An 18,982-nucleotide genomic window follows, 5' to 3' on the forward strand; every position below is an offset into this window, starting at 1 on the left:
GGAACCGTGACCGAACGCTTCGGCAGCTACCAGAGCGAGCTCTACCTGCAAGGACTCGGTGGTCAGCTGCCGCCGTGCTCGACCGACGCGACCAAGCTCGAGGCGTCGGCCCGCGAGGTCATGGCGCCCGGCCCGTTCTCCTACGTCGCGGGCTCGGCCGGCTCCGGCGCGACCGCCCGCGCCAACCGCGAGGCGTTCGACCGGTGGCGCGTCGTGCCGCGGATGCTGACCGGCGCCACCGACCGCGACCTCTCGACCACGGTGCTCGGCACGCGGCTGGCCGCGCCGGTGGCCGTCGCACCCGTCGGCGTCCAGTCGATCGTCCACCCCGACGCCGAGTCCGCGACCGCCCGCGCCGCCGCCTCGGTCGGCCTGCCGTTCACCCTGTCCACGGCGTCGTCGACCGGCATCGAGGACGTCGCGGCGGCCAACGGCGACGGTCCGCGCTGGTTCCAGCTGTACTGGCCCGGCGACCCGGACGTCTGCGCGAGCCTGCTGGCCCGGGCGAAGGCGGCCGGCTTCACGGCGCTGGTCGTCACGCTCGACACGTGGACGCTGGCTTGGCGACCGTCCGATCTGGACCAGGCCTACCTGCCGTTCCTGAGCGGCGAAGGCCTCGCCGTCCCGTTCACCGATCCCGTGTTCCTCGGCCGGCTGGAGAAGACGCCGGAGGAGGACCGCGGCACCGCGATCCTGACCTGGCTCGGCATGATCACCGGCACCGACCGGACGTGGGACCAGCTGCCGTTCCTGCGCGAGCACTGGGACGGACCGATCGCGCTCAAGGGCATCCAGCACGTCGCCGACGCGCGCCGCGCGGTGGAGGCCGGAATGGACGCCGTCGTGGTCTCGAACCACGGCGGCCGCCAGGTCGACGGCGCGATCGGGGCACTGGAAGCACTGCCCGGCATCGTCGCGGCGGTGGGCGACCGCGTGGAGGTGCTCTTCGACTCGGGCGTCCGCACCGGCGCGGACGTGCTGAAGGCGGTCGCGCTGGGCGCGCGGGCGGTGCTGGTCGGCCGCCCGTGGGTGTACGGGCTGGCGCACGCGGGCGAAGAAGGCGTCCGGCACGTGCTGCGGAGCTTGCTGGCCGACTTCGACCTGACGATGGGACTTTCCGGCCACCGCACCCTCGCCGACCTGGGCCCGGACTCGCTCCAGCGGACGTGAGATAACGAAACGGGAAAGCCGGGGACAGCCCGGGAACCGGCGGCTAATGTTCGGGTCCCATTGCGGCCCGTCGGGGGCGGCCCGCTCCTGTTTCCCTTTCCCGTTGGGGGTTTTCCATGTCTTCGATCATGATGCGGATCGGCATCCTGTTCGCCGTCCTCGGCTTCGGCTCGCTCATCCTGGAGCAGTTCGACTACGAGTTCACGCTGATCTCCTGGGCCACGGACATGCAGCCCGGCTTCGGCATCGTGCTCGGCCTGGTCGGCGTCGCGCTGATCGGCGGTTCGGTGGCCGTCGGCCGCGCGAAGGCCGCGAAGCCGCAGCAGCAGTTCGCCCAGCCCGCGCCCGGCGGGCAGTTCCCCGGCCGGCAGCAGTACCCGGCCCAGGCGCCGCAGCAGCAGTACCCCGCCCAGCAGCAGTACCCGCAGCAGCCCGGCCGGCAGGGCTGAGGTCCGCTCCGAAGGCCCCGCACCAGGTGGTGCGGGGGCCTTTCGCGTGCGCCCGGTCACGCGGCGGGGAAATTGGGAGGCCTGCGTCGTCACGCACGGCTATCCTTGGTCCAAGCATGTCCACGCCATCCCCCTTCGAAGCGCTGCGTGCGCGCCTGCCCGAGCTGATGCCGCGCGACGAGCACCGGCTGCGCCGGCGGCTCGACGGCGCCCGCAAAGCTCGTGATCGCGACGCCGCCCTCGCGCAGATCTCCGCCGACGTCGAAAAGGCCGAGCTGCGCGTCCAGTCGCGCCGCGAAAGCGTACCCAAGATCGAGTACCCCGAAGAGCTGCCGGTCAGCAAGCTCAAGGACGAGATCGGCGCGGCGATCGCCCGGCACCAGGTCGTGATCGTCGCGGGCGAGACCGGCTCGGGCAAGACCACCCAGCTGCCGAAGATCTGCCTCGAGCTCGGCCGCGGCATCCGCGGCCAGATCGGCCACACCCAGCCGCGGCGCCTCGCCGCGCGCACGGTCGCCGACCGGATCGCGAGCGAGCTGAAGACCGAGCTGGGCGACGCCGTCGGCTACAAGGTGCGGTTCACCGACCAGTCCGGGCAGGACACGCTGGTCAAGCTGATGACCGACGGCATCCTGCTGGCCGAGATCCAGACCGACCGGTCGCTGCGCCAGTACGACACGCTCATCATCGACGAGGCCCACGAGCGCAGCCTCAACATCGACTTCATCCTCGGCTACCTCAAGCAGCTGCTGCCGCGCCGCCCCGACCTCAAGGTGATCATCACCTCGGCGACGATCGACCCGGAGCGGTTCTCGAAGCACTTCGACGACGCCCCGATCGTCGAGGTCTCCGGCCGGACGTACCCGGTCGAGACGCGCTACCGGCCGCTCGTCGACCCCGACGATCCCGAGGGCGACGACGAACGCGACCAGACCCAAGGCATCCTCGACGCCGTCGAGGAGCTGTGCGCCGAAGGCCCCGGCGACATCCTGGTGTTCCTCTCCGGTGAGCGGGAGATCCGCGACACCGCGGACGTCCTCAACCGCGCCGACCTGCGGGGCACCGAGATCCTGCCGCTGTACGCGCGGCTGTCGGCGGCCGACCAGCACCGGGTGTTCCAGCAGCACACCGGACGCCGGGTCGTGCTCGCGACCAACGTGGCCGAGACGTCGCTGACCGTGCCGGGCATCAAGTACGTCGTCGACCCGGGCACCGCGCGGATCTCGCGCTACAGCCACCGCACCAAGGTGCAGCGGCTGCCGATCGAGCCGGTGTCGCAGGCGTCGGCGAACCAGCGCAAGGGCCGCTGCGGCCGGACGTCGGACGGCATCTGCATCCGGCTCTATTCCGAAGCGGACTTCGAGGCGCGGCCGGAGTTCACCGACCCGGAGATCCTGCGGACCAACCTGGCGTCGGTCATCCTGCAGATGACGTCGCTGGGGCTGGGCGATATCGCGGCGTTCCCGTTCGTCGAGCCGCCGGACCGCCGCCAGGTCGCCGACGGCGTCGGGCTGCTGCAGGAGCTGGGCGCGTTCTCCAGCACCGGTTCCGACCGCAGCCTCACCGACATCGGCCGCAAGCTCGCGCAGCTGCCCGTCGACCCGCGGATGGGCCGGATGGTGCTGGAAGCCGCGAAGAACGGCTGCGTCCGCGAGGTCATGATCATCGCGGCGGCACTGTCCATCCAGGACCCGCGCGAGCGGCCGGCGGAGAAGCAGCAGGCGGCCGACCAGCAGCACGCGCGGTTCGCCGACCCGACGTCGGACTTCTTGGCGTACCTCAACCTCTGGGAGTACGTCGCCGAGCAGCAGAAGGCGTTGTCCGGCAACCAGTTCCGCCGGATGTGCCGCACCGAGTACCTGAACTACCTGCGCCTGCGCGAGTGGCAGGACATCTTCAGCCAGCTGCGTCAGCTCGCGAAACCGCTCGGCATCTCGCTGAACACGAACACGGCCCCGGCCGACCCGCAGCGCGTGCACACGTCGCTCATCGCGGGCCTGCTCTCGCACATCGGGCTCAAGGACCCGGCCAAGGGCGACTACCTGGGCGCGCGCGGCGCCCGGTTCGGCATCTTCCCGGGGTCGGCGCTGTTCAAGAAGCAGCCGCGGTTCGTGATGTCGGCCGAGCTGGTCGAGACGTCGCGGCTGTGGGCGCGGGTGAACGCGCGGATCGAGCCCGAGTGGGTCGAGCCGCTGGCCGGGCACGTCGTCAAGCGGAACTACTCCGAGCCGCACTGGGAACGCAAGCAGGGCGCGGTGATGGCGACGGAGCGGGTGACGCTCTACGGCGTCCCGCTGGTCGCCGACCGCCGTGTCAACTACGGCCGGATCGACCCGGAAATGTCGCGCGCGCTGTTCATCCGGCACGCGCTGGTCGAGGGTGACTGGCAGACGCGCCACCACTTCTTCGCCGAGAACCGGGCGCTGCTGGAGGAGGTCGAGGACCTCGAGAACCGCGCGCGGCGGCGCGACATCCTGGTCGACGACCAGACGCTGTACGAGTTCTACGACGCCCGCGTCCCGGCGGACGTCGTTTCGGTGCGCCACTTCGACACCTGGTGGAAGAAGACGCGCCACGAGCAGCCGGACCTGCTCTCGTTCGAGAAGTCCATGCTCATCAACGAGACCGCGGGCGGCGTCCGCGAAGGCGACTACCCCGACTCGTGGACGCAGGGCACGCAGGTCTTCACACTGACCTACCAGTTCGAGCCGGGTGCGGACGCCGACGGCGTCACCGTGCACATCCCGCTGCCGGTGCTGAACCAGGTGACGCCGGACGGCTTCGACTGGCAGGTGCCGGGTCTGCGCCAGGAATTGGTGACGCAGCTGATCAAGTCGCTGCCGAAGGCGCTGCGGCGCAACTTCGTCCCGGCGCCGGACACCGCGGCGTACGTCCTTTCGCGAGTGTCCCCTTCGGACGGTCCGCTGCTGGAGGTCCTCGGCCGCGAGCTGCGCGCGTTGCGTGGCGTCACGGTGCCGTACGCCGACTGGGACGTCTCGTCGGTGCCGGACCACCTGAAGATGACGTTCCGGGTGGTCGACGAGCGCGGCAAGCGCGTCGCCGAAGGCAAGGACGTCGAGGCGCTGCAACGGAAGCTGGCGCCGAAGGTCCGGGAGACGATCTCGAAGGCGGCCAACACCCTCGAGCAAGCCGGGCTGACCAAGCCTTCGTTCGGTTCGCTGCCGAAGGTGTTCGAGTCGACGCAGCGCGGCCACGACGTCAAGGCGTACCCGGCGCTGGTCGACGAGGGCGCGTCGGTGGCCGTGCGGCTGCTGGACACGCCGGGCCAGCAGGAACACGCGATGTGGGCGGGCACGCGGCGGATGCTGCGGCTCAACCTGAGCTCGCCGATGAAGTTCATCACCCGGTCGCTGCCGAACTCGTCGAAGCTGGTGCTGAACCGGAACCCGCACGGCAGTGTGGCGGCGCTGCTCGAAGACTGCGTGGACTGCGCGGTGGACGCGCTGATGGCGGCCGGCGGCGGCCCGGCGTTCGACGAGACCGGCTTCAAGGTGCTGCTGGAGAAGGTCCGCGCGGGCCTGCACCCGGAAGTGCTGGCGGTCCTGACGGACGTCGAGAAGATCCTCCGCGCGGCGAACGACGTCGAGGTGGCGCTCCCGGCGACCCGCGGCCCCGCGGAGTCGCTGTCCGACATCCGGGCGCAGCTCACTTCGCTCGTTTACCCGGGTTTCGTGACGGCGACGGGCGCGTCCCGGCTGCGGAACGTCGTCCGCTACCTGCAGGGCATCTCGCGCCGGCTGGAGAAGCTGGCTTCGGAGCCGACGCGCGACCTGCAGCGGACCGCGGACATCGCGTGGATCACCGGCGAGTACCGGGAGGCGCTGGCGTCGCTGCCGCCGGGCACGTCGTCACCCGCGCTGGACGAAGTGCGCTGGATGATCGAGGAACTGCGGGTGTCGTTCTTCGCCCAGACGCTGGGGACGGCACACCCGGTCTCGCTGAAGCGGATCACGAAGGCCATCGACGACGCACTGGCCTAGAGGAAGACCCGCGCGACTTCCAGCCACTTCCGCGCGTCTTCGCCGATCGCCGTGAGGTCGGTCTCGGACAGCGCGCGGCGCCGGGTGACCCGGAGGCAGAAGCCGAGCGCGCTGCCCCGGATCCGCTGCGCGGCGTCGTCCGGGCCCCACGTCCAGGTTTCGCCGCCGGGGCCGGTCAGTTCCACCCGGAACGGCTCGGCCGGGATCGGCAGCTCGGCCGCGGAGAACGACAGCGTCCGCCCTTCCACGCCGAGCGAAGCCACGTGCCGGAGCCGGGCGGTCGGCCGGTGCGCCACGCCGAGGGTGTCGAAGACGTCCTGCCCGTGCGCCCACGTTTCCATCAGCCGGAGCGGCACCATCAGCCTCACGGTCACGTCCGAGCCGAGCCACGGGAACGCCTGGTCCAGGGGTAGGTCACGCAAGGCCGCGGCCACTTCGGCCCGGCCGGTGCGCCAGCGTTCCAGCAGCGCCGATCGCGGCTCGCCCGCGCCCGCCGCGGCTTCGAGGTCGGCGTCCTTCGGCGTGGCGTCGAAGGCCTCCGGGGTCCGGACGGCGACGAGCACGTTCGCGTCGGCGGCCGCGAGGTGCGCGATCTGGTGGGCGATCGTCCACCCGGCCGCCGGAGTGGGCCGGGACCAGTCTTGCGCCGCCGAGACGAGGGCGTCGAGTTCGTCCCCTTCGGTCACCAGATCGGGCAGCGCGCGGTCGCGCTCCACCGCGGACAGGTCGAGGCCGTAGTCGATCACCGGGCCAGGCTACCGAAAACCGGTATGTCCGGATCCGGACTTCCGTCGGTTGACCGTGCCCGCGCGGGCGTCAAGCCTGGGACGGCTGAAGACCTCCTGGGAAGGGACCTTCCGATGTCCTTGGGCGAAACGTCCGCCAAACGAAGAATCTTCGCCACGCTCACCGCGCTCGTGCTGCCGCTCGCCGTCGTGCTCGCGCCCGCCGCGCACGCCGCCGGCGGCGGACCGCCGCTGCCCGGCGAATCCGCGCACAGCAAGCACAAGATCGCCGAGGCGCACCACGACGTGCCGAACCCGCTGCTCAAGGAGCAGTTCGCCGACGAGGAAGAGCAGGACGGCGACGATCCCGCGCTGTCCGCGCTCTGCCAGACCTACCTCGGCAAGCCGAACCCGTACCGGCCGCTCGCGCCGAACAACGACGTCATCGACGGCGACACCATCGTGCCGACCGGCAGCCAGACCGGGTGCAGCACCGCCCAGAACGAGACGACCATCGCCGTCAACCCGGAGAACCCGCGCAACATCGTCGCGGGCTCGAACGACTACCGGCTCTACAACACCCGAGAGTCCCGCAACGACTCCGGCGGCTTCGCCTACACGTCGTTCGACGGCGGCCGGACCTGGGCGAACGTCCAGCTGCTGCACCTGGACTTCCCGACCGGGGCGGCCGCGCCACTGTCCTACATGGACGCTGCGGGTGACCCGGCCATCGCGTTCGGACCGCACAACACCGTCTACTACGCGACGCTCGTGTTCAGCCGGGCGGCGGTCCCGGACACCCAGCAGCTCGCCAGCGGCATCGCCGTGTCGGTGTCCCACGACGGCGGCCGCAGCTTCGGCGACCCGGCGATCCTGCACCTCGACGGCGTCACGCCGGCCGGCACACCGACGCCCACGAACATCTTCAACGACAAGGAGTGGATCGCCGCCGACCCGGTGACGGGCACGGTCTACGTCACCTGGACGCAGTTCACCTACGACGCCGGCGGGAACTTCGTCGAGTCGCCGATCGTGCTGTCGAAGTCGGGCGACTTCGGACGGACGTGGTCGCCGATGCGCCGGGTTTCGCCTACGCTGACCGGTTTCCACGGCGGGATCACGCCGTTCGGCAGCGGCTCGAACCCGGTCGTCACCCGCGACGGGACGCTGCAGATCGCCTACGAGACGTCGGTGTGCGCCACGGCCGCCTGCGACCAGCCCGCCGACCACGACGCCGTCGTCGTGGCGACCTCGCGCGACGGCGGCCGGACGTTCCGGCACGCCGAGGTCGGCCTCGACTTCGACTTCCCGGTGAACGAAGACGTCGCCAACAACGCGCTGACCGGGGAGAACTTCCGGGTCAACAGCTTCCCGCAGCTGACCTACGACCGCGTCACCGACCACCTGTGGGTCACCTGGGCCGACGACCGCAACGGCACCTACCGCGACGGCGTGTCGGTCAAGACGAACGGCGACGCGTTCCTCAGCGGCTCCGACGGCCGGCACGGCTGGTCGAAGCCGGCGAAGATCGGCACGGGCGCCGACGAGGTGTTCCCGGCCGTCGCGGCCCGGGCCGGGCGCGTCGCGGTCACCTTCTACACCCGCGCCTACGACGCGCAGGGCATCGGGCTCGACTACGCGTACGCCACCGGCTGGGGCGACGCGACCGGTCCGATCCGGCGCATCACGACGCAGACGTCGAACCCGCAGGTGCAGTTCGTTTCGACCGGCGCGGTGACCGGCAAGGAACTGCAGGGCGTGTTCATCGGCGACTACACGGCGGCGGCGGTCGGCGCCGACTTCCGGCTGTACCCGTGCTGGACCGACTTCCGCGGCAACCCGGGCAGGACCCTGCCGAACCAGGACGTCGTGACCCAGAGCCTCTCGATGTTCCCGTAGCGGCGATGCCGTGTCGGCCGGTTCAACCGGTCGGCACGGCTCACTTCGCGTCGGCGTAGGTGTCGACCGGGGCGATGTGCAGGGGGAAACGGACCGGGCACGCCGGGCCGAACAGCAGGCGAGCCGCCTCGGTCACCGAGTCCGTGATCGCCGTCGTCACTTCCGGGGCCAGTGCGGCCGGGGTGTGGACGATGACCTCGTCATGCTGGAAGAACACCAGGTGCGCCGGGTCGGGGAGGCGACGGCGCAGCGTGGCCAGCAGCACCGCCGTCATGTCGGCCGCGCTCGCCTGGACGACGAAGTTGCGCGTGAACCGGCCCCAGCCCCGGGACGCGCGCCGGGCTTTCAGCTCCGCGGCTTCGTCCGAAGCCAGGCCGCCGGTCAGCGCGCGCCAAGCGGCCGACGGTGCCGGGGAAGTCCGGCCCAGCCGCGACCGGACGCGCTCGCCGCGTTCGCCCGCCTGGGCGGCGTGCTCCACATAGGACACCGCGTCCGGGAACCGCTGGCGCAGCAGGGCAAGCAGCGGCCCCGCCTCGCCGGACGTGCCGCCGTACATCGCCGAGAGCATCGCGATCTTCGCGCGGGCCCGGTCGTCGCGGTCGTCGTCGGCGGCCGGGACCCAGCGGGCGCCGGAGAACAGCGCCTCGCCCAGGCGGGCGTACAGGTCCGTCGCCGCCGCGACGTCGGCCAGCCGACGGTCGCCCGACAGCGCTGTCAGCACCCGCGGTTCCAGCTGGGCCGCGTCGGCCACGACCAGCTTCCAGCCCGGGTCGGCGCGGACGCACGTGCGCAGCACCTTCGGGATCTGCAGCGCGCCGCCGCCGCGGCTGGCCCAGCGCCCGGACACCACTCCGCCGACGACGTAGTGCGGGCGGAACCGGCCGTCGGAGACCCACTCGTCGAGCCACGCCCAGCCGTTCGCGGCGAACAGCCGGGCCAGCTCCTTGTACTCCAGCAACGGCGCGACGGCGGGATGATCGATCCCCTTCAGCAGGTACTTCCGCGCCGCCGGCACCTCGATCCCGGCCCGGGCGAGCGCCTTGACCACGCTCGGCGGCGAATCCGGGTTGACCGGCCGCCCGCCGAACGCCTCGCTGATCTTCGCGGCCAGCTCCACCAGCACCTTCGGCCGCTCACCGGCGCGCACCCGCGGGCCGAGCCGGGAAACCAGCAGCTCTTCGTGCAGGTCGGCGCGCCACGGCAGGCCGTCGGCGGACATCTCGACCGCGGCCAGCGCGCTCGCCGACTCCGCGGCGAGCAGCAGCCGCAGCCGGTCCGGGTGCTCGGCCGCGGCGACCCGCCGGTCCTGCTCCGCGAGCACGCGCCGGACCGCCGTGACGACCGTCACGCCCTCGGGCAGCGTCGGCGCCCTCGTCTCGAACAACGTCGGCTGCGCCAGCTCGACGGCCGCGGAATCCGGGGGTGGTTCCTCGCCGTTCGCCCTGGCCCAGGCCGCGCGCAGGCTCCGCGACTGCCCGTCGGCACCCTCGTACGCCAGCAGCAACCCCTCGGCGAGCGCGAGGTCGTAGCAGCGTCCGATCCGCAGCCCGGCGGCCACGAGCACCGGGTACACCAGCTCCACCGAGGGGAACACCCAACGCGGCCGCACCGACGTCTCCAGCTCCCGGGCCAGCGCCGCGAAACCCACCTCGTCCAGGCCGTTCGCCGTCGACGACGGCGTGTGCACGGTGAAGCTCCCATCCTCCTCCCGCCCGGCGATCACCTGCACGAAGACATCATGACGGCCACCACCGACAAAAAGCGGAGCACGCGTCTGGTGCGCTCGCGACGTCGTTGGTTTACTGTCCAGTAGCTCCCATACCGCCGGTACGCCGCCGTCGGCGTGGGCGCTCTTCCCCGCAGCAACGGAGGTGCCTGGATGAGCCTGGTCGAGCTCGCCACGCAGGTGGCGGACAAGGTGGCGGAGACGGCGCGCAGCGTGGACGTGATGCGGCGGGCGGGTCTCGTCCCCTTCCCCCGGCTCGACGAGGGGGTCCGGTCGCTCGTCGCGCTGCGCAGGTTCGGTCCGTTCGCCGGCGCGAACCACATCTCGGCGCGCCGCGACCCGACCGCCGTCGGCATCGTCGACGAGCTCGGCCCGCTGACCTACAAGCAGCTCGACGACCAGTCGAACGCACTGGCCAGGGCGTGGTCACAGCGCGGGATCAAGCCCGGCCAGGTCGTCGCCGCGCTGTGTCGCGACCACCGCGGCCTGGTCATCACGATGGCCGCGTCGGGCAAGCTCGGCGTCCGCCTGCTGCTCATGAACACCGGCTTCGCGAAGCCGCAGCTCGCCGACGTCGCGAAGCGCGAGGGCGTCACCGCGCTGGTGTACGACCAGGAGTTCACCGGCCTGCTCGACGCGATCCCGGACGGCGTCGAGCGCTACCTGGCCTGGGTCGACCCGGACAGCGACCTCACCGACCGCGACGTGCCGGTGCTGTCGGAGATCATCGCCAGCACCGACGACCGGCCGTGGCCCGCACCGGCCAAGCCGGGCGGGTTCGTGCTGCTGACCAGCGGCACCACCGGCACGCCGAAGGGCGCGCCGCGGCCGCACACCTCGGCACTCGCGTCCGCGCAGTTCCTCGACCGGATCCCGTTGCGGTCCAACGAAGCCACCTACATGGGTGCGCCGCTGTTCCACGGCACCGGGCTCTCGCAGTTCATCCTGTCCTTCGCGCTCGGTTCGAAGGTCGTGATGCGCCGCAAGTTCACGCCGGAGGAGGCGCTGCGCGGCGTCGCCGAGCACCGGTGCACCGCGCTCGTGCTGGTGCCGACCATGCTGCAGCGCATCGTCGACCTGCCGAAGGACGTCCGGGAGAAGTACGACACGTCGGCGCTGCGGATCATCTTCGTCGCCGGCTCGGCCCTGTCGCCGGACCTCGGCAACCGCGCGAACGAGGCGTTCGGCCCGGTCGTGCACAACCTCTACGGCTCCACCGAGGTCGCGGTGGCGACGGTCGCGACGCCGGAGGACTGGGCGAAGGCCCCGGGCACGGTCGGCCGCGCGCCGGTCGGCTGCAAGGTGGCGCTGTACGACGAAAAAGGCACGAAGATCACGCAGCCGAACGTCACCGGCCGGGTGTTCGTCGGCAGCGGCCTCAGCTTCGGCGGCTACACCGACGGCCGCCACAAGGAGATCATCGACGGCCTGCTCTCCAGCGGCGACGTCGGCCACTTCGACGACGACGGCCTGCTCTTCATCGACGGCCGCGACGACGAGATGATCGTCTCCGGCGGTGAGAACGTCTTCCCGATCGAGGTGGAGAACCTCCTGGTCGAACGTGAGGACGTGGTCGAGGCGGCGGTGATCGGGGTCGAGGACCCGGAGTTCGGCCAGCGGCTCAAGGCGTTCGTCGTGCGCACCGAGGATTCGAAGCTCGACGTCGAGGGCGTCCGCGACTACGTCAAGGCGAACCTGGCGCGCTACAAGGTGCCCCGCGACGTCGAGTTCCTGGACGAGCTGCCGCGCAACGCGACCGGGAAGGTGCTCCGGACCAAGTTGTCATGAGCCGCCGGTCACGACGGCCGGGGACGCTCCGCGCTGGACGTTGACGATCTGCCAGCGTCCGCCGCGGCGGGCCGCCACCACCGTGCAGCCCGCGCCGTCGCGGTGCCCGGTCGCGACGCCGACCGACGGCGTCACCCGCAGGGTCGTCCAGCGGAACGCGCCCGCCGGGGCCCGCCCCGGCCAGGCGTCGCGGTCGAGCACGCGCCCGGAGGGGCCGTCGCCGCGGAAGTCGGGGGCCAGCAGCGGCTCCCACGCGCGGGTGTCGCCGCGGGCCTCCGCGTCCCGCCAGCGGGTCAGCAGCTCTTCGAACGTCTCCACGTCCTGAAGGTCGCAGCCGCCGCGTGCCGCAACATCGGCCACCTGGCCGAGGTTCGCTGGCAGACTGACCGGGCCATGACCGAGACGAACCTCCTCCCCGCGGGCACGGTCACCATCCTGTGCGCCGGCGACGCGCCCCCGGCCGCCTTCGCGACGCCCGAGGAAGCCCTCGCGGCGCTGACCGGCAGCCCCGCTGCCCTCCACACCGGCGACGCGCTGATCCGCGACGACGGCACCCCGGCCGGCCCCGCCGTCCGGCGCTGCGAACAGCTGCGTGAGCTGGCCGACGGCCGGACGCTCGTCTCGGCCGCGACCGCGATGGCCCTCGACGGCGTCACCCTGCACGACCTCGGCGTCCACCGGCTGCCGGACCTCACCGCGCCGGAGCGGATCTTCCAGCTCGGCGGGACGCCCGCGCCGCTGCGGTCGCTCGACGCCGTCCCGAACAACCTCCCCGTGCAGCTGACCGGGTTCGTCGGCCGCGAGACCGAGGTCCGCGAAGTCCGGGGACGGCTGGCCGGTGGCCGGCTCGTCACGCTCGCCGGGCCGGGCGGCAGCGGCAAGACGCGGCTGGCCGCTCAGGTGGCGGCCGCGGCCGCCGGACGGTGGCCGGACGGCGTGTGGTGGGTCGAGCTGGACGCCGTCACCGGCCGCGCCGAGGTCGCCGAACTGGTCGCCACGACGCTCGGCGTGCCGGTGGAGCCGCACGCGGGCGCGGCCCGCTCGATTGCGACGGAGCTGCGGGACCGCCGGGTCCTGCTCTGCCTCGACAACTGCGAACAGGCCCTCGACGGCGCCGCGGACCTCGCCGTCGAGCTGCTCCGGGCGTGCCCCGAGGTCGCGCTGCTGACGACCAGCCGGGAGCCCGTCGGCGTGCCGGGGGAGACGGTCTTGCGGGTGCCGCCGCTGGCCGTCGAGGAGGCCGTCGCGCTGTTCGTCGAACGGGCCGGCGCGGTGCGGCCACTGTTCACTTTGGACACTTCGAGCGCGGCCGCCGTCCGGTCGGTCTGCGCCCGGCTCGACGGCATCCCGCTGGCCGTCGAGCTCGCCGCCGCGTGGCTCGGAACCCTTGCCCCGCACCAGATCGACGCCGGTCTCGACGACCGGTTCGCGCTGCTCACCCGCGGCCCGCGCGGGGTGCCGGCGCGGCAGCGGACCCTGGCCGCGTCGATCGCGTGGAGCCACGACCAGCTCGACGACGAAGACCGCGCCGTGTTCCGCCGGCTGGCCGTCTTCGCCGGCGGGTTCACGCTCGACGCGGCGGGCGGCCCGGCCGTGCTGCCCGCACTGGGCCGGCTGGTCGACAAGTCCCTGGTACTGGCCGAAAACGGCCGCTACCGGATGCTGGAGACGTTGCGCGAGTACGCGGCGGCGAAGCTGGCCGAGGCGGGGGAGGCCGACGCCGCCCGCGACCGCCACCTCGACCACTTCCTCGCACTCGCCGAGGCCGCCGAACCCGACCTCGACCGGGACAAGGACGCCTGGCGCGCGCGGATGGAACCCGAGCGTGACAACCTGCGTGCGGCCCTGGAATGGGGGCTGGCCAAGGAAGATCCGACGCGCGGACGGCGGCTCGCCGCGGCCGTCGCGTGGCTGTGGAACCTGCGGGGCCGCGGCCACGAGGGCCTGGCGTACCTGAAGCGCGCGGTCGCCCGCTGCCCGGACGAGCGTTCGCCGCTGCAGGCCCGGCTGCTCACCGGGATGGGCCTGGTCGCGGACACGACCGCGCCGTTCGACTCCGAAGCCGCCCGGCTGGGCCTCGAGATCGCCACCGAACTCGGCGAAACGGGGCTGCGCGCGCGGTGCCTGTCGCTGTCGGCTCTTGGGCACCTCTACACCGACTTCGACGCCGCCTGGGACCTCGCCCTCGAAGCTGAGAAAGCCGCGGGAACGGATGGCTTCGCCCGCGACAGTGCGTTGATGCTGCGCGGGATCGTCCTCCACGCCCGGGACCGGCACGACGAAGCCGACCCCCTGCTTGCCGAAGCGGCCGAAGGGCTGCTTCGCCGGGGCGATCGCGGCCTCGCGTCGACCGTCCTCAGTGCCCGGTCGGCGAGTGCGCTCGCGGCGGCGGACCTGCCGCGGGCGCGCGAACTCGCCGAGCGCGCCGTCGAGATCGCCGCGCCGCTCGGCGACTTCCACCGCGTCAACACCACGCTGTGCCGGCTGGCGATGGTGCACTGCCTGGCCGGCGACGTCGACGCCGGATTCCGCGTGATGGAGCCGTTCCTGCGGCTCCTCGAGACCGCGGGCGACGTCTTCGTGCCGGGCATGGCGGGCGTGCTGGGCGAGCTGCACCGGCGTCGCGGTGCGTGGGAAGAGGCCGCGCGCTGGTTCGAGCGCGAAGCCGTCCCCGGGACGTACATGGCGTCGCAGGGGCTCGCCGAACGCGGTGCCGTGCTGCGTGCGCTGGGCCGGGCCGAGGAGGCCGCGGAGGTGCTCGCCACCGCCGTCGAGCTGACCCGGCGCTGGGTCCTGCCGTCGGCCCTGGCCGACGCCCTCGACCAGCAGGGCTACCTGGCCGGGCCGGAGCAGGCCGCCGAGTTGCACCACGAAGCGCTGACGCTGCGCGTCGACCACGGTCTTCGCCGGGGTGTCCTGGACAGCTTGGACGCGCTGACCACGCTGCTCGCCCGCACCGGCCGCGAGGCCGACGCCGCGCGGGTGCTCGTCTCGGCCACCCGCGCTCGCTCTGACCTGGGCTTTCCGCGACGCCCGGCGGAGCAGGAGGAGCTGGACGCGCTCGGGCTCGCGACCGGCGACGCGCCGATGAGCCTCGACGACGTCCTCGCGTTCGTCCGCCGGACGCGAGGCGCGCGCGGCCGGCCGTCAAGCGGCTGGGGCAGCCTGACGCCGACCGAGCTGGCGGTCGTGAAGCTCGCGGCGGAGGGCTGCACGAACCCGGAGATCGGCGCCCGGCTGTTCATGAGCCGCGGCACGGTGAAGACGCACCTCGCGCACGTCTACGCCAAGCTGGGCATCGCGAACCGCACCGAGCTGGCGACCGTCGCGGCACCGCACCTGGGCTGACGCCGACCGTCGGGGTACGTCAGTCCCAGTCGATGCCGAAGACGCCGGGGCCGAAGTCCAGGGCCACCGCGTGCACGCCGTCGCCGCCGTCGAGCTTGAGCGGGCGCCGGGTGCGGGACCCGGTGCCGCCGCCCCGGGCGTACTGCCAGCAGCGGTCGGGGGCCGTGCCCGGCGCGAACCGGACCTCCAGCAGGTACTCGCGGACCGGACGCCGGAACTCGCGGTAGTAGGTGTTGCGGCACTCCGGGTACGGCGGGCCGCCGTTGGTCAGCGTGTACTCGATCAGGTGCGTCTCGCCGCGGTCGATCGGCTGGTCGAAGATCAGCTCGGCGACGATCAGGCCGTGCGCCTCGTCCACCTCGGCGCGGCCGACGCGGCAGTTGCGCACCGCGTGCAGGTCCGGCGCGCCGGCCGCCGGGTCGTCCTGGGTGTAGACGAGCAGCCAGCGGTCCTGGCCGTCCGCGCCTGCCTGGAACACCGCGCGCGCGGTGACCGCGCGCTGGCCGCCGTCCGCGGCGATCTCGCACAGGTCGTGCAGCCCGACCAGCTTCAGCGGGTGCTGGCGTTCGAGCGCGTCCGGCGCGCCGACCTTGTCCAGCAGCGGCTGCAGCGTCTCGCGGGGGAACGTCAGGGGTTCGCCGCCCGCCTGGCGCTTGCCGGCACCGCCGCGCGGCCGGGGCGGCGGCAGCAGGCCGAGCAACGACCCGGCGGGGACGTCGAGGATCTCTTCCAGCGTGCGGACGGCGGAAATCGAGCTCGGCCGCTCGGGCTGGCGCTTGCCGGACTGCCAATAACTGAGGGCGGTGACGCTGACGACGACGCCGCGGGCGCGCAGCCGCGCCTGGATCCGGTCGAGCGAGAGCCCGCTCGTGGCGATCGCCGCGCGCAGGTGGGTGGCGAACGCGGTGCGCTCACCCTGCTGACCGCCCGCCGTGCTGCCCGCCATGGCCGACCCGCCCCGTAACGCCCCCGACGATCCCCGACACGGTGCACGTTACCAATCCGGCCGAAAGCAGGCGGACACGGTCCGCGGCCGATCTGCCCAAGTGCCGGTTTCCGCCGTGGCTGCTGTCGGATTGGTAACGAATGGCACAGCAGCAGGATCTTCTGCCCTCCTCGCCGGGACGGCCGGTGGTCCGGGGCCGCGCGTCCACTCGGGCGAACGGGCTAGTACTGGCAACTGTGAACCATTGCCCCGGCCTGGGCGGACGCGCTTGTATGACTTGCCCGCGCCGGTGGCTCCGCCTCCCCCCTCACGGCCCATCCGGGTGCGGGCGACAGCCGTGGACGAACGGCTCCGGCTCACCCGGCCGCGTTGTGCGACCGGTCGGGGTGGCCGCGCGATGACCGGTGGCCCGGCGACGCCCCCAGCGCCGGGCCACCGGTCTTATTACCAGCGGGTAGCATCCCGGACATGACGATCCGGAAGAACATCCTGATCACCGGCGCGAGCAGCGGGTTGGGCGAAGGCATGGCCCGCCAGTTCGCCGCGAGAGGACGCAACCTCGCACTCTGCGCGCGGCGCACCGACCGGCTCGAAAAGCTGGCCGCCGAGCTGACCGCGGCGCACCCCGGGATCAAGGTCGTCACGCGCAAGCTCGACGTCACCGACCACGACAGCGTCTTCGCGGTCTTCGAGGAGTTCCGCGCCGAGCTGGGGTCCCTCGACCGGGTGATCGTGAACGCCGGGCTCGGCAAGGGGCAGCCGGTCGGCAAGGGCCGCTTCGACGCCAACCGGCAGACCCTCGAGGTCAACTTCGTCGCGGCCGCCGCCCAGATCGAGGCCGCCGCCGGGATCTTCCGCGCGCAGGGCGCCGGGCACCTCGCCGTCGTCTCGTCGTTCAGCGCGATCCGCGGCCTGCCGGGCAACTTGACCGCGTACGCCGCTTCGAAGGCCGGGATCTCGGCGTTCGTCGACGGCACGCGGCTGGAACTGAAGCGCAAGGGCATCGCGGTCACCGACATCCGGCCGGGGTACATCGAGTCCGAGATGAACGACCGGATCGGCCGGAACCCGTTGCTGGCCAAGGCCGAGAGCGGCGCGCGGGCGCTGGCCAAGGCGGTCGAGGCCGAGCGGGCGCGGGCCTACGTCCCGGCGTGGCCGTGGGTGCCGTTGAGCCTCGCGATGCGCGTGGTGCCGGCCTCGGTGCTGCGGAGGTTCGCGTGACGACCATCGAGGTGCGCGAGGAAGACGCCTTCGACGCGGCCGCGGTGCACGCCTGGCTGGCCGAGCGGGTCGAGGGCCTCGGCGACGAGCCGCCGAGCGTCCGGCAGTTCCCCGGCGGCGCGTCCAACCTGACCTACCTGCTGACCTACCCCGGCCGCGAGCTGATCCTGCGCCGCCCGCCGGCCGGCCACAAGGCGGCGTCGGCGCACGACATGCGGCGCGAGTACCGCGTGCAGCACGCGCTGAAGCCGGTGTTCCCGTACGTGCCGCGGATGCTGGCGTTCGGCGACGACCCGGCCGTGCTCGGCGGCGACTTCTACGTCATGGAGAAGCTCGACGGCCTGATCCTGCGCGGCGACCTGCCGGCGGGCATGACGCTGACGCCCGAGCAGACGCGCGAGCTGTCCGGCAAGGTCGTCGACCGGCTCGTGGACCTGCACGCCGTCGACGTCGAGAAGGCCGGGCTGGCCGACCTCGGCAAGGGCGCGGGGTACGTCGAGCGGCAGATCCGCGGCTGGTCGGACCGGTACGCCGCGGCGCGCACGGACAACGTCGGCGACTTCGCCGAGGTCCGCTCGTGGCTGGCTTCGAATCAGCCCGGCGAGGTCAAGATCTGCCTGATCCACAACGACTACCGGCTCGACAACCTGGTCCTCGACGGGCCGTCGACGCTGAACATCGTCGGCGTCCTCGACTGGGAGATGGCCACGCTCGGCGACCCGCTGATGGAGCTGGGCAGCATGCTCGCCTACTGGGTCGAGGCCGGGGACGACGACGTCATGCAGGCGAGCCGCCGTCAGCCGACGCACCTGCCGGGGACGTTCACGCGCGAGGAATTCGTCACGCGGTACGCGGAAAAGACGGGCCTGCCGATCGGCGACTGGCGGTTCTACGAGGTCTACGGTCTGTTCCGGCTCGCCGCGGTGCTGCAGCAGCTGTACCGGCGCTACCACGACGGCGCCACCCGCAACCCGGCGTTCAAGGACTTCTGGCAGTTCGTCGGGTACCTCGACTGGCGCTGCCGCGAGATCATCGCGAAGGGACGGGTCTGAGTGGGCGCGATCTACCTGGTCCGGCACGGGCAGGCGTCGTTCGGCGCCGAGGACTACGACGCGCTGTCGCCGCGCGGCTTCGAACAGTCCACTGTGGTCGGTGCGGAACTGCTGCGGCGCGAGGTCTCGTTCAGCCAGGTCCGGTCGGGAACGCTGGCGCGGCAGCGGGACACCGCGGCGACGGCGCTGAAGGTGCTCGGCGCGGTCGTCCCGGTCGTCGAGGACCCGCGCTGGAACGAGTACGACCATGTCGACATCGCGCTGCACCACGCCGGGGGTGCGCCGCAGGAGGATTCCCGCGCGTACCAAGGGGTTCTCGACGCGGCCCTGACGGCGTGGACTTCGGCGGGCGCCGCCGGGCCGTGCGCCGAGACGTGGCCCGCGTTCCTCGCGCGCTGTCGCGGGGCGCTCGAAGACCTGGTGGCGTCGCTGGGCAAGGGCGAGCACGCGGTCGTGTTCACCTCCGGCGGCGTGATCGCCACGCTCTGCGGCCTGCTCATGGGCACGCCCGAAGCCGGGCTGCTCAAGCTCAACCGCGTCACGGTCAACGGCGGCATCACGAAGCTGGTGTCCGGCCGCGGCGGCGTCACGATGCTGTCCTTCAACGAGCACCCGCACTTCGAGGCCGACGCGGCTTCGCTGCTCACCTACCGGTAG

At 72.5% G+C, this 18,982-nt stretch carries 13 protein-coding genes; 9 read left to right on the forward strand and 4 right to left on the reverse strand.

Features of this window, described 5'->3' with window-relative positions:
- Positions 1 to 6: 6 nt before the first annotated feature.
- The 3 genes from OG738_RS22585 to hrpA all read left to right on the forward strand — a co-directional run bounded on the left by OG738_RS22585 (position 7) and on the right by hrpA (position 5,620).
- A complete protein-coding gene (locus OG738_RS22585; RefSeq protein ID WP_329056382.1) occupies positions 7 to 1,170 on the forward strand; it encodes a lactate 2-monooxygenase in 1,164 nt (387 codons plus the stop codon).
- 116 nt (positions 1,171 to 1,286) lie between these two features.
- Positions 1,287 to 1,619: a hypothetical protein gene (locus tag OG738_RS22590; RefSeq protein ID WP_329056383.1), complete on the forward strand. Its 333-nt coding sequence runs from the start codon at positions 1,287 to 1,289 to the stop codon at positions 1,617 to 1,619.
- Positions 1,620 to 1,735: 116 nt separating this feature from the next.
- Positions 1,736 to 5,620: an ATP-dependent RNA helicase HrpA gene (gene hrpA, locus OG738_RS22595; RefSeq protein WP_329056384.1), complete on the forward strand. Its 3,885-nt coding sequence runs from the start codon at positions 1,736 to 1,738 to the stop codon at positions 5,618 to 5,620.
- Here hrpA and OG738_RS22600 read toward each other — a convergent pair.
- Complete coding sequence (locus tag OG738_RS22600) at positions 5,617 to 6,366, reverse strand: TIGR03084 family metal-binding protein (protein WP_329056385.1); 750 nt, start codon at positions 6,364 to 6,366, stop codon at positions 5,617 to 5,619. The genes hrpA and OG738_RS22600 overlap by 4 nt on opposite strands.
- Before the next feature lie 114 nt (positions 6,367 to 6,480).
- Between OG738_RS22600 and OG738_RS22605 the strand changes: the two genes are divergently transcribed.
- The gene (locus OG738_RS22605; protein WP_329056386.1) at positions 6,481 to 8,244 is read left to right on the forward strand and encodes a sialidase family protein; all 1,764 of its coding nucleotides are present in this window, start codon (positions 6,481 to 6,483) and stop codon (positions 8,242 to 8,244) included.
- A 40-nt stretch (positions 8,245 to 8,284) separates the two neighbouring features.
- Here the strand turns inward: OG738_RS22605 and OG738_RS22610 are convergent, their stop codons facing one another.
- Entirely contained in the window at positions 8,285 to 9,973 is a 1,689-nt protein-coding gene (locus OG738_RS22610; RefSeq protein WP_329056387.1) for a bifunctional 3'-5' exonuclease/DNA polymerase, read from the reverse strand.
- Between the two features lie 150 nt (positions 9,974 to 10,123).
- Between OG738_RS22610 and OG738_RS22615 the strand changes: the two genes are divergently transcribed.
- Entirely contained in the window at positions 10,124 to 11,758 is a 1,635-nt protein-coding gene (locus OG738_RS22615) for an acyl-CoA synthetase (protein ID WP_329056389.1), read from the forward strand.
- Here OG738_RS22615 and OG738_RS22620 read toward each other — a convergent pair.
- Positions 11,753 to 12,076 (reverse strand): nuclear transport factor 2 family protein, encoded by a 324-nt coding sequence (locus tag OG738_RS22620; RefSeq protein WP_329056390.1) that lies wholly within the window; start codon positions 12,074 to 12,076, stop codon positions 11,753 to 11,755. The genes OG738_RS22615 and OG738_RS22620 overlap by 6 nt on opposite strands.
- 75 nt (positions 12,077 to 12,151) lie before the next feature.
- On the opposite strand from OG738_RS22620, the gene OG738_RS22625 reads away from it, so the two are divergent.
- Positions 12,152 to 15,106 carry a helix-turn-helix transcriptional regulator gene (locus OG738_RS22625; protein ID WP_329056391.1) on the forward strand — a complete coding sequence of 985 codons (2,955 nt, stop codon included), beginning with the start codon at positions 12,152 to 12,154 and terminating at the stop codon, positions 15,104 to 15,106.
- A gap of 19 nt (positions 15,107 to 15,125) precedes the next feature.
- On the opposite strand, the gene OG738_RS22630 is transcribed toward OG738_RS22625, so the two are convergent.
- Positions 15,126 to 16,052 (reverse strand): hypothetical protein, encoded by a 927-nt coding sequence (locus OG738_RS22630; RefSeq protein WP_329056392.1) that lies wholly within the window; start codon positions 16,050 to 16,052, stop codon positions 15,126 to 15,128.
- Between the two features lie 468 nt (positions 16,053 to 16,520).
- Here OG738_RS22630 and OG738_RS22635 point away from each other — a divergent pair, with 468 nt between their 5' ends.
- From OG738_RS22635 to OG738_RS22645, 3 genes are read left to right on the forward strand one after another with little or no spacing between them, the layout of a single operon-like run.
- Positions 16,521 to 17,273, forward strand: coding sequence for an SDR family oxidoreductase (locus OG738_RS22635; RefSeq protein ID WP_329056393.1), 753 nt, complete (start codon positions 16,521 to 16,523; stop codon positions 17,271 to 17,273).
- Complete coding sequence (locus tag OG738_RS22640; RefSeq protein ID WP_329056394.1) at positions 17,270 to 18,325, forward strand: phosphotransferase family protein; 1,056 nt, start codon at positions 17,270 to 17,272, stop codon at positions 18,323 to 18,325. Before OG738_RS22635 ends, OG738_RS22640 begins: the two co-directional genes overlap by 4 nt.
- Positions 18,326 to 18,982: a histidine phosphatase family protein gene (locus tag OG738_RS22645; protein WP_329056395.1), complete on the forward strand. Its 657-nt coding sequence runs from the start codon at positions 18,326 to 18,328 to the stop codon at positions 18,980 to 18,982.

The organism is Amycolatopsis sp. NBC_01488, assembly GCF_036227105.1.
GTDB lineage: Bacteria > Actinomycetota > Actinomycetes > Mycobacteriales > Pseudonocardiaceae > Amycolatopsis.

What these genes read in the sequence shown, in the direction of transcription:
- OG738_RS22635 (WP_329056393.1), top strand. Translation starts at nt 16,521, where the DNA reads ATGACGATCCGGAAGAACATCCTGATCACCGGCGCGAGCAGCGGGTTG.
- OG738_RS22630 (WP_329056392.1), bottom strand. Translation starts at nt 16,052, where the DNA reads ATGGCGGGCAGCACGGCGGGCGGTCAGCAGGGTGAGCGCACCGCGTTC.
- OG738_RS22615 (WP_329056389.1), top strand. Translation starts at nt 10,124, where the DNA reads ATGAGCCTGGTCGAGCTCGCCACGCAGGTGGCGGACAAGGTGGCGGAG.
- OG738_RS22590 (WP_329056383.1), top strand. Translation starts at nt 1,287, where the DNA reads ATGTCTTCGATCATGATGCGGATCGGCATCCTGTTCGCCGTCCTCGGC.
- OG738_RS22605 (WP_329056386.1), top strand. Translation starts at nt 6,481, where the DNA reads ATGTCCTTGGGCGAAACGTCCGCCAAACGAAGAATCTTCGCCACGCTC.
- OG738_RS22625 (WP_329056391.1), top strand. Translation starts at nt 12,152, where the DNA reads ATGACCGAGACGAACCTCCTCCCCGCGGGCACGGTCACCATCCTGTGC.
- hrpA (WP_329056384.1), top strand. Translation starts at nt 1,736, where the DNA reads ATGTCCACGCCATCCCCCTTCGAAGCGCTGCGTGCGCGCCTGCCCGAG.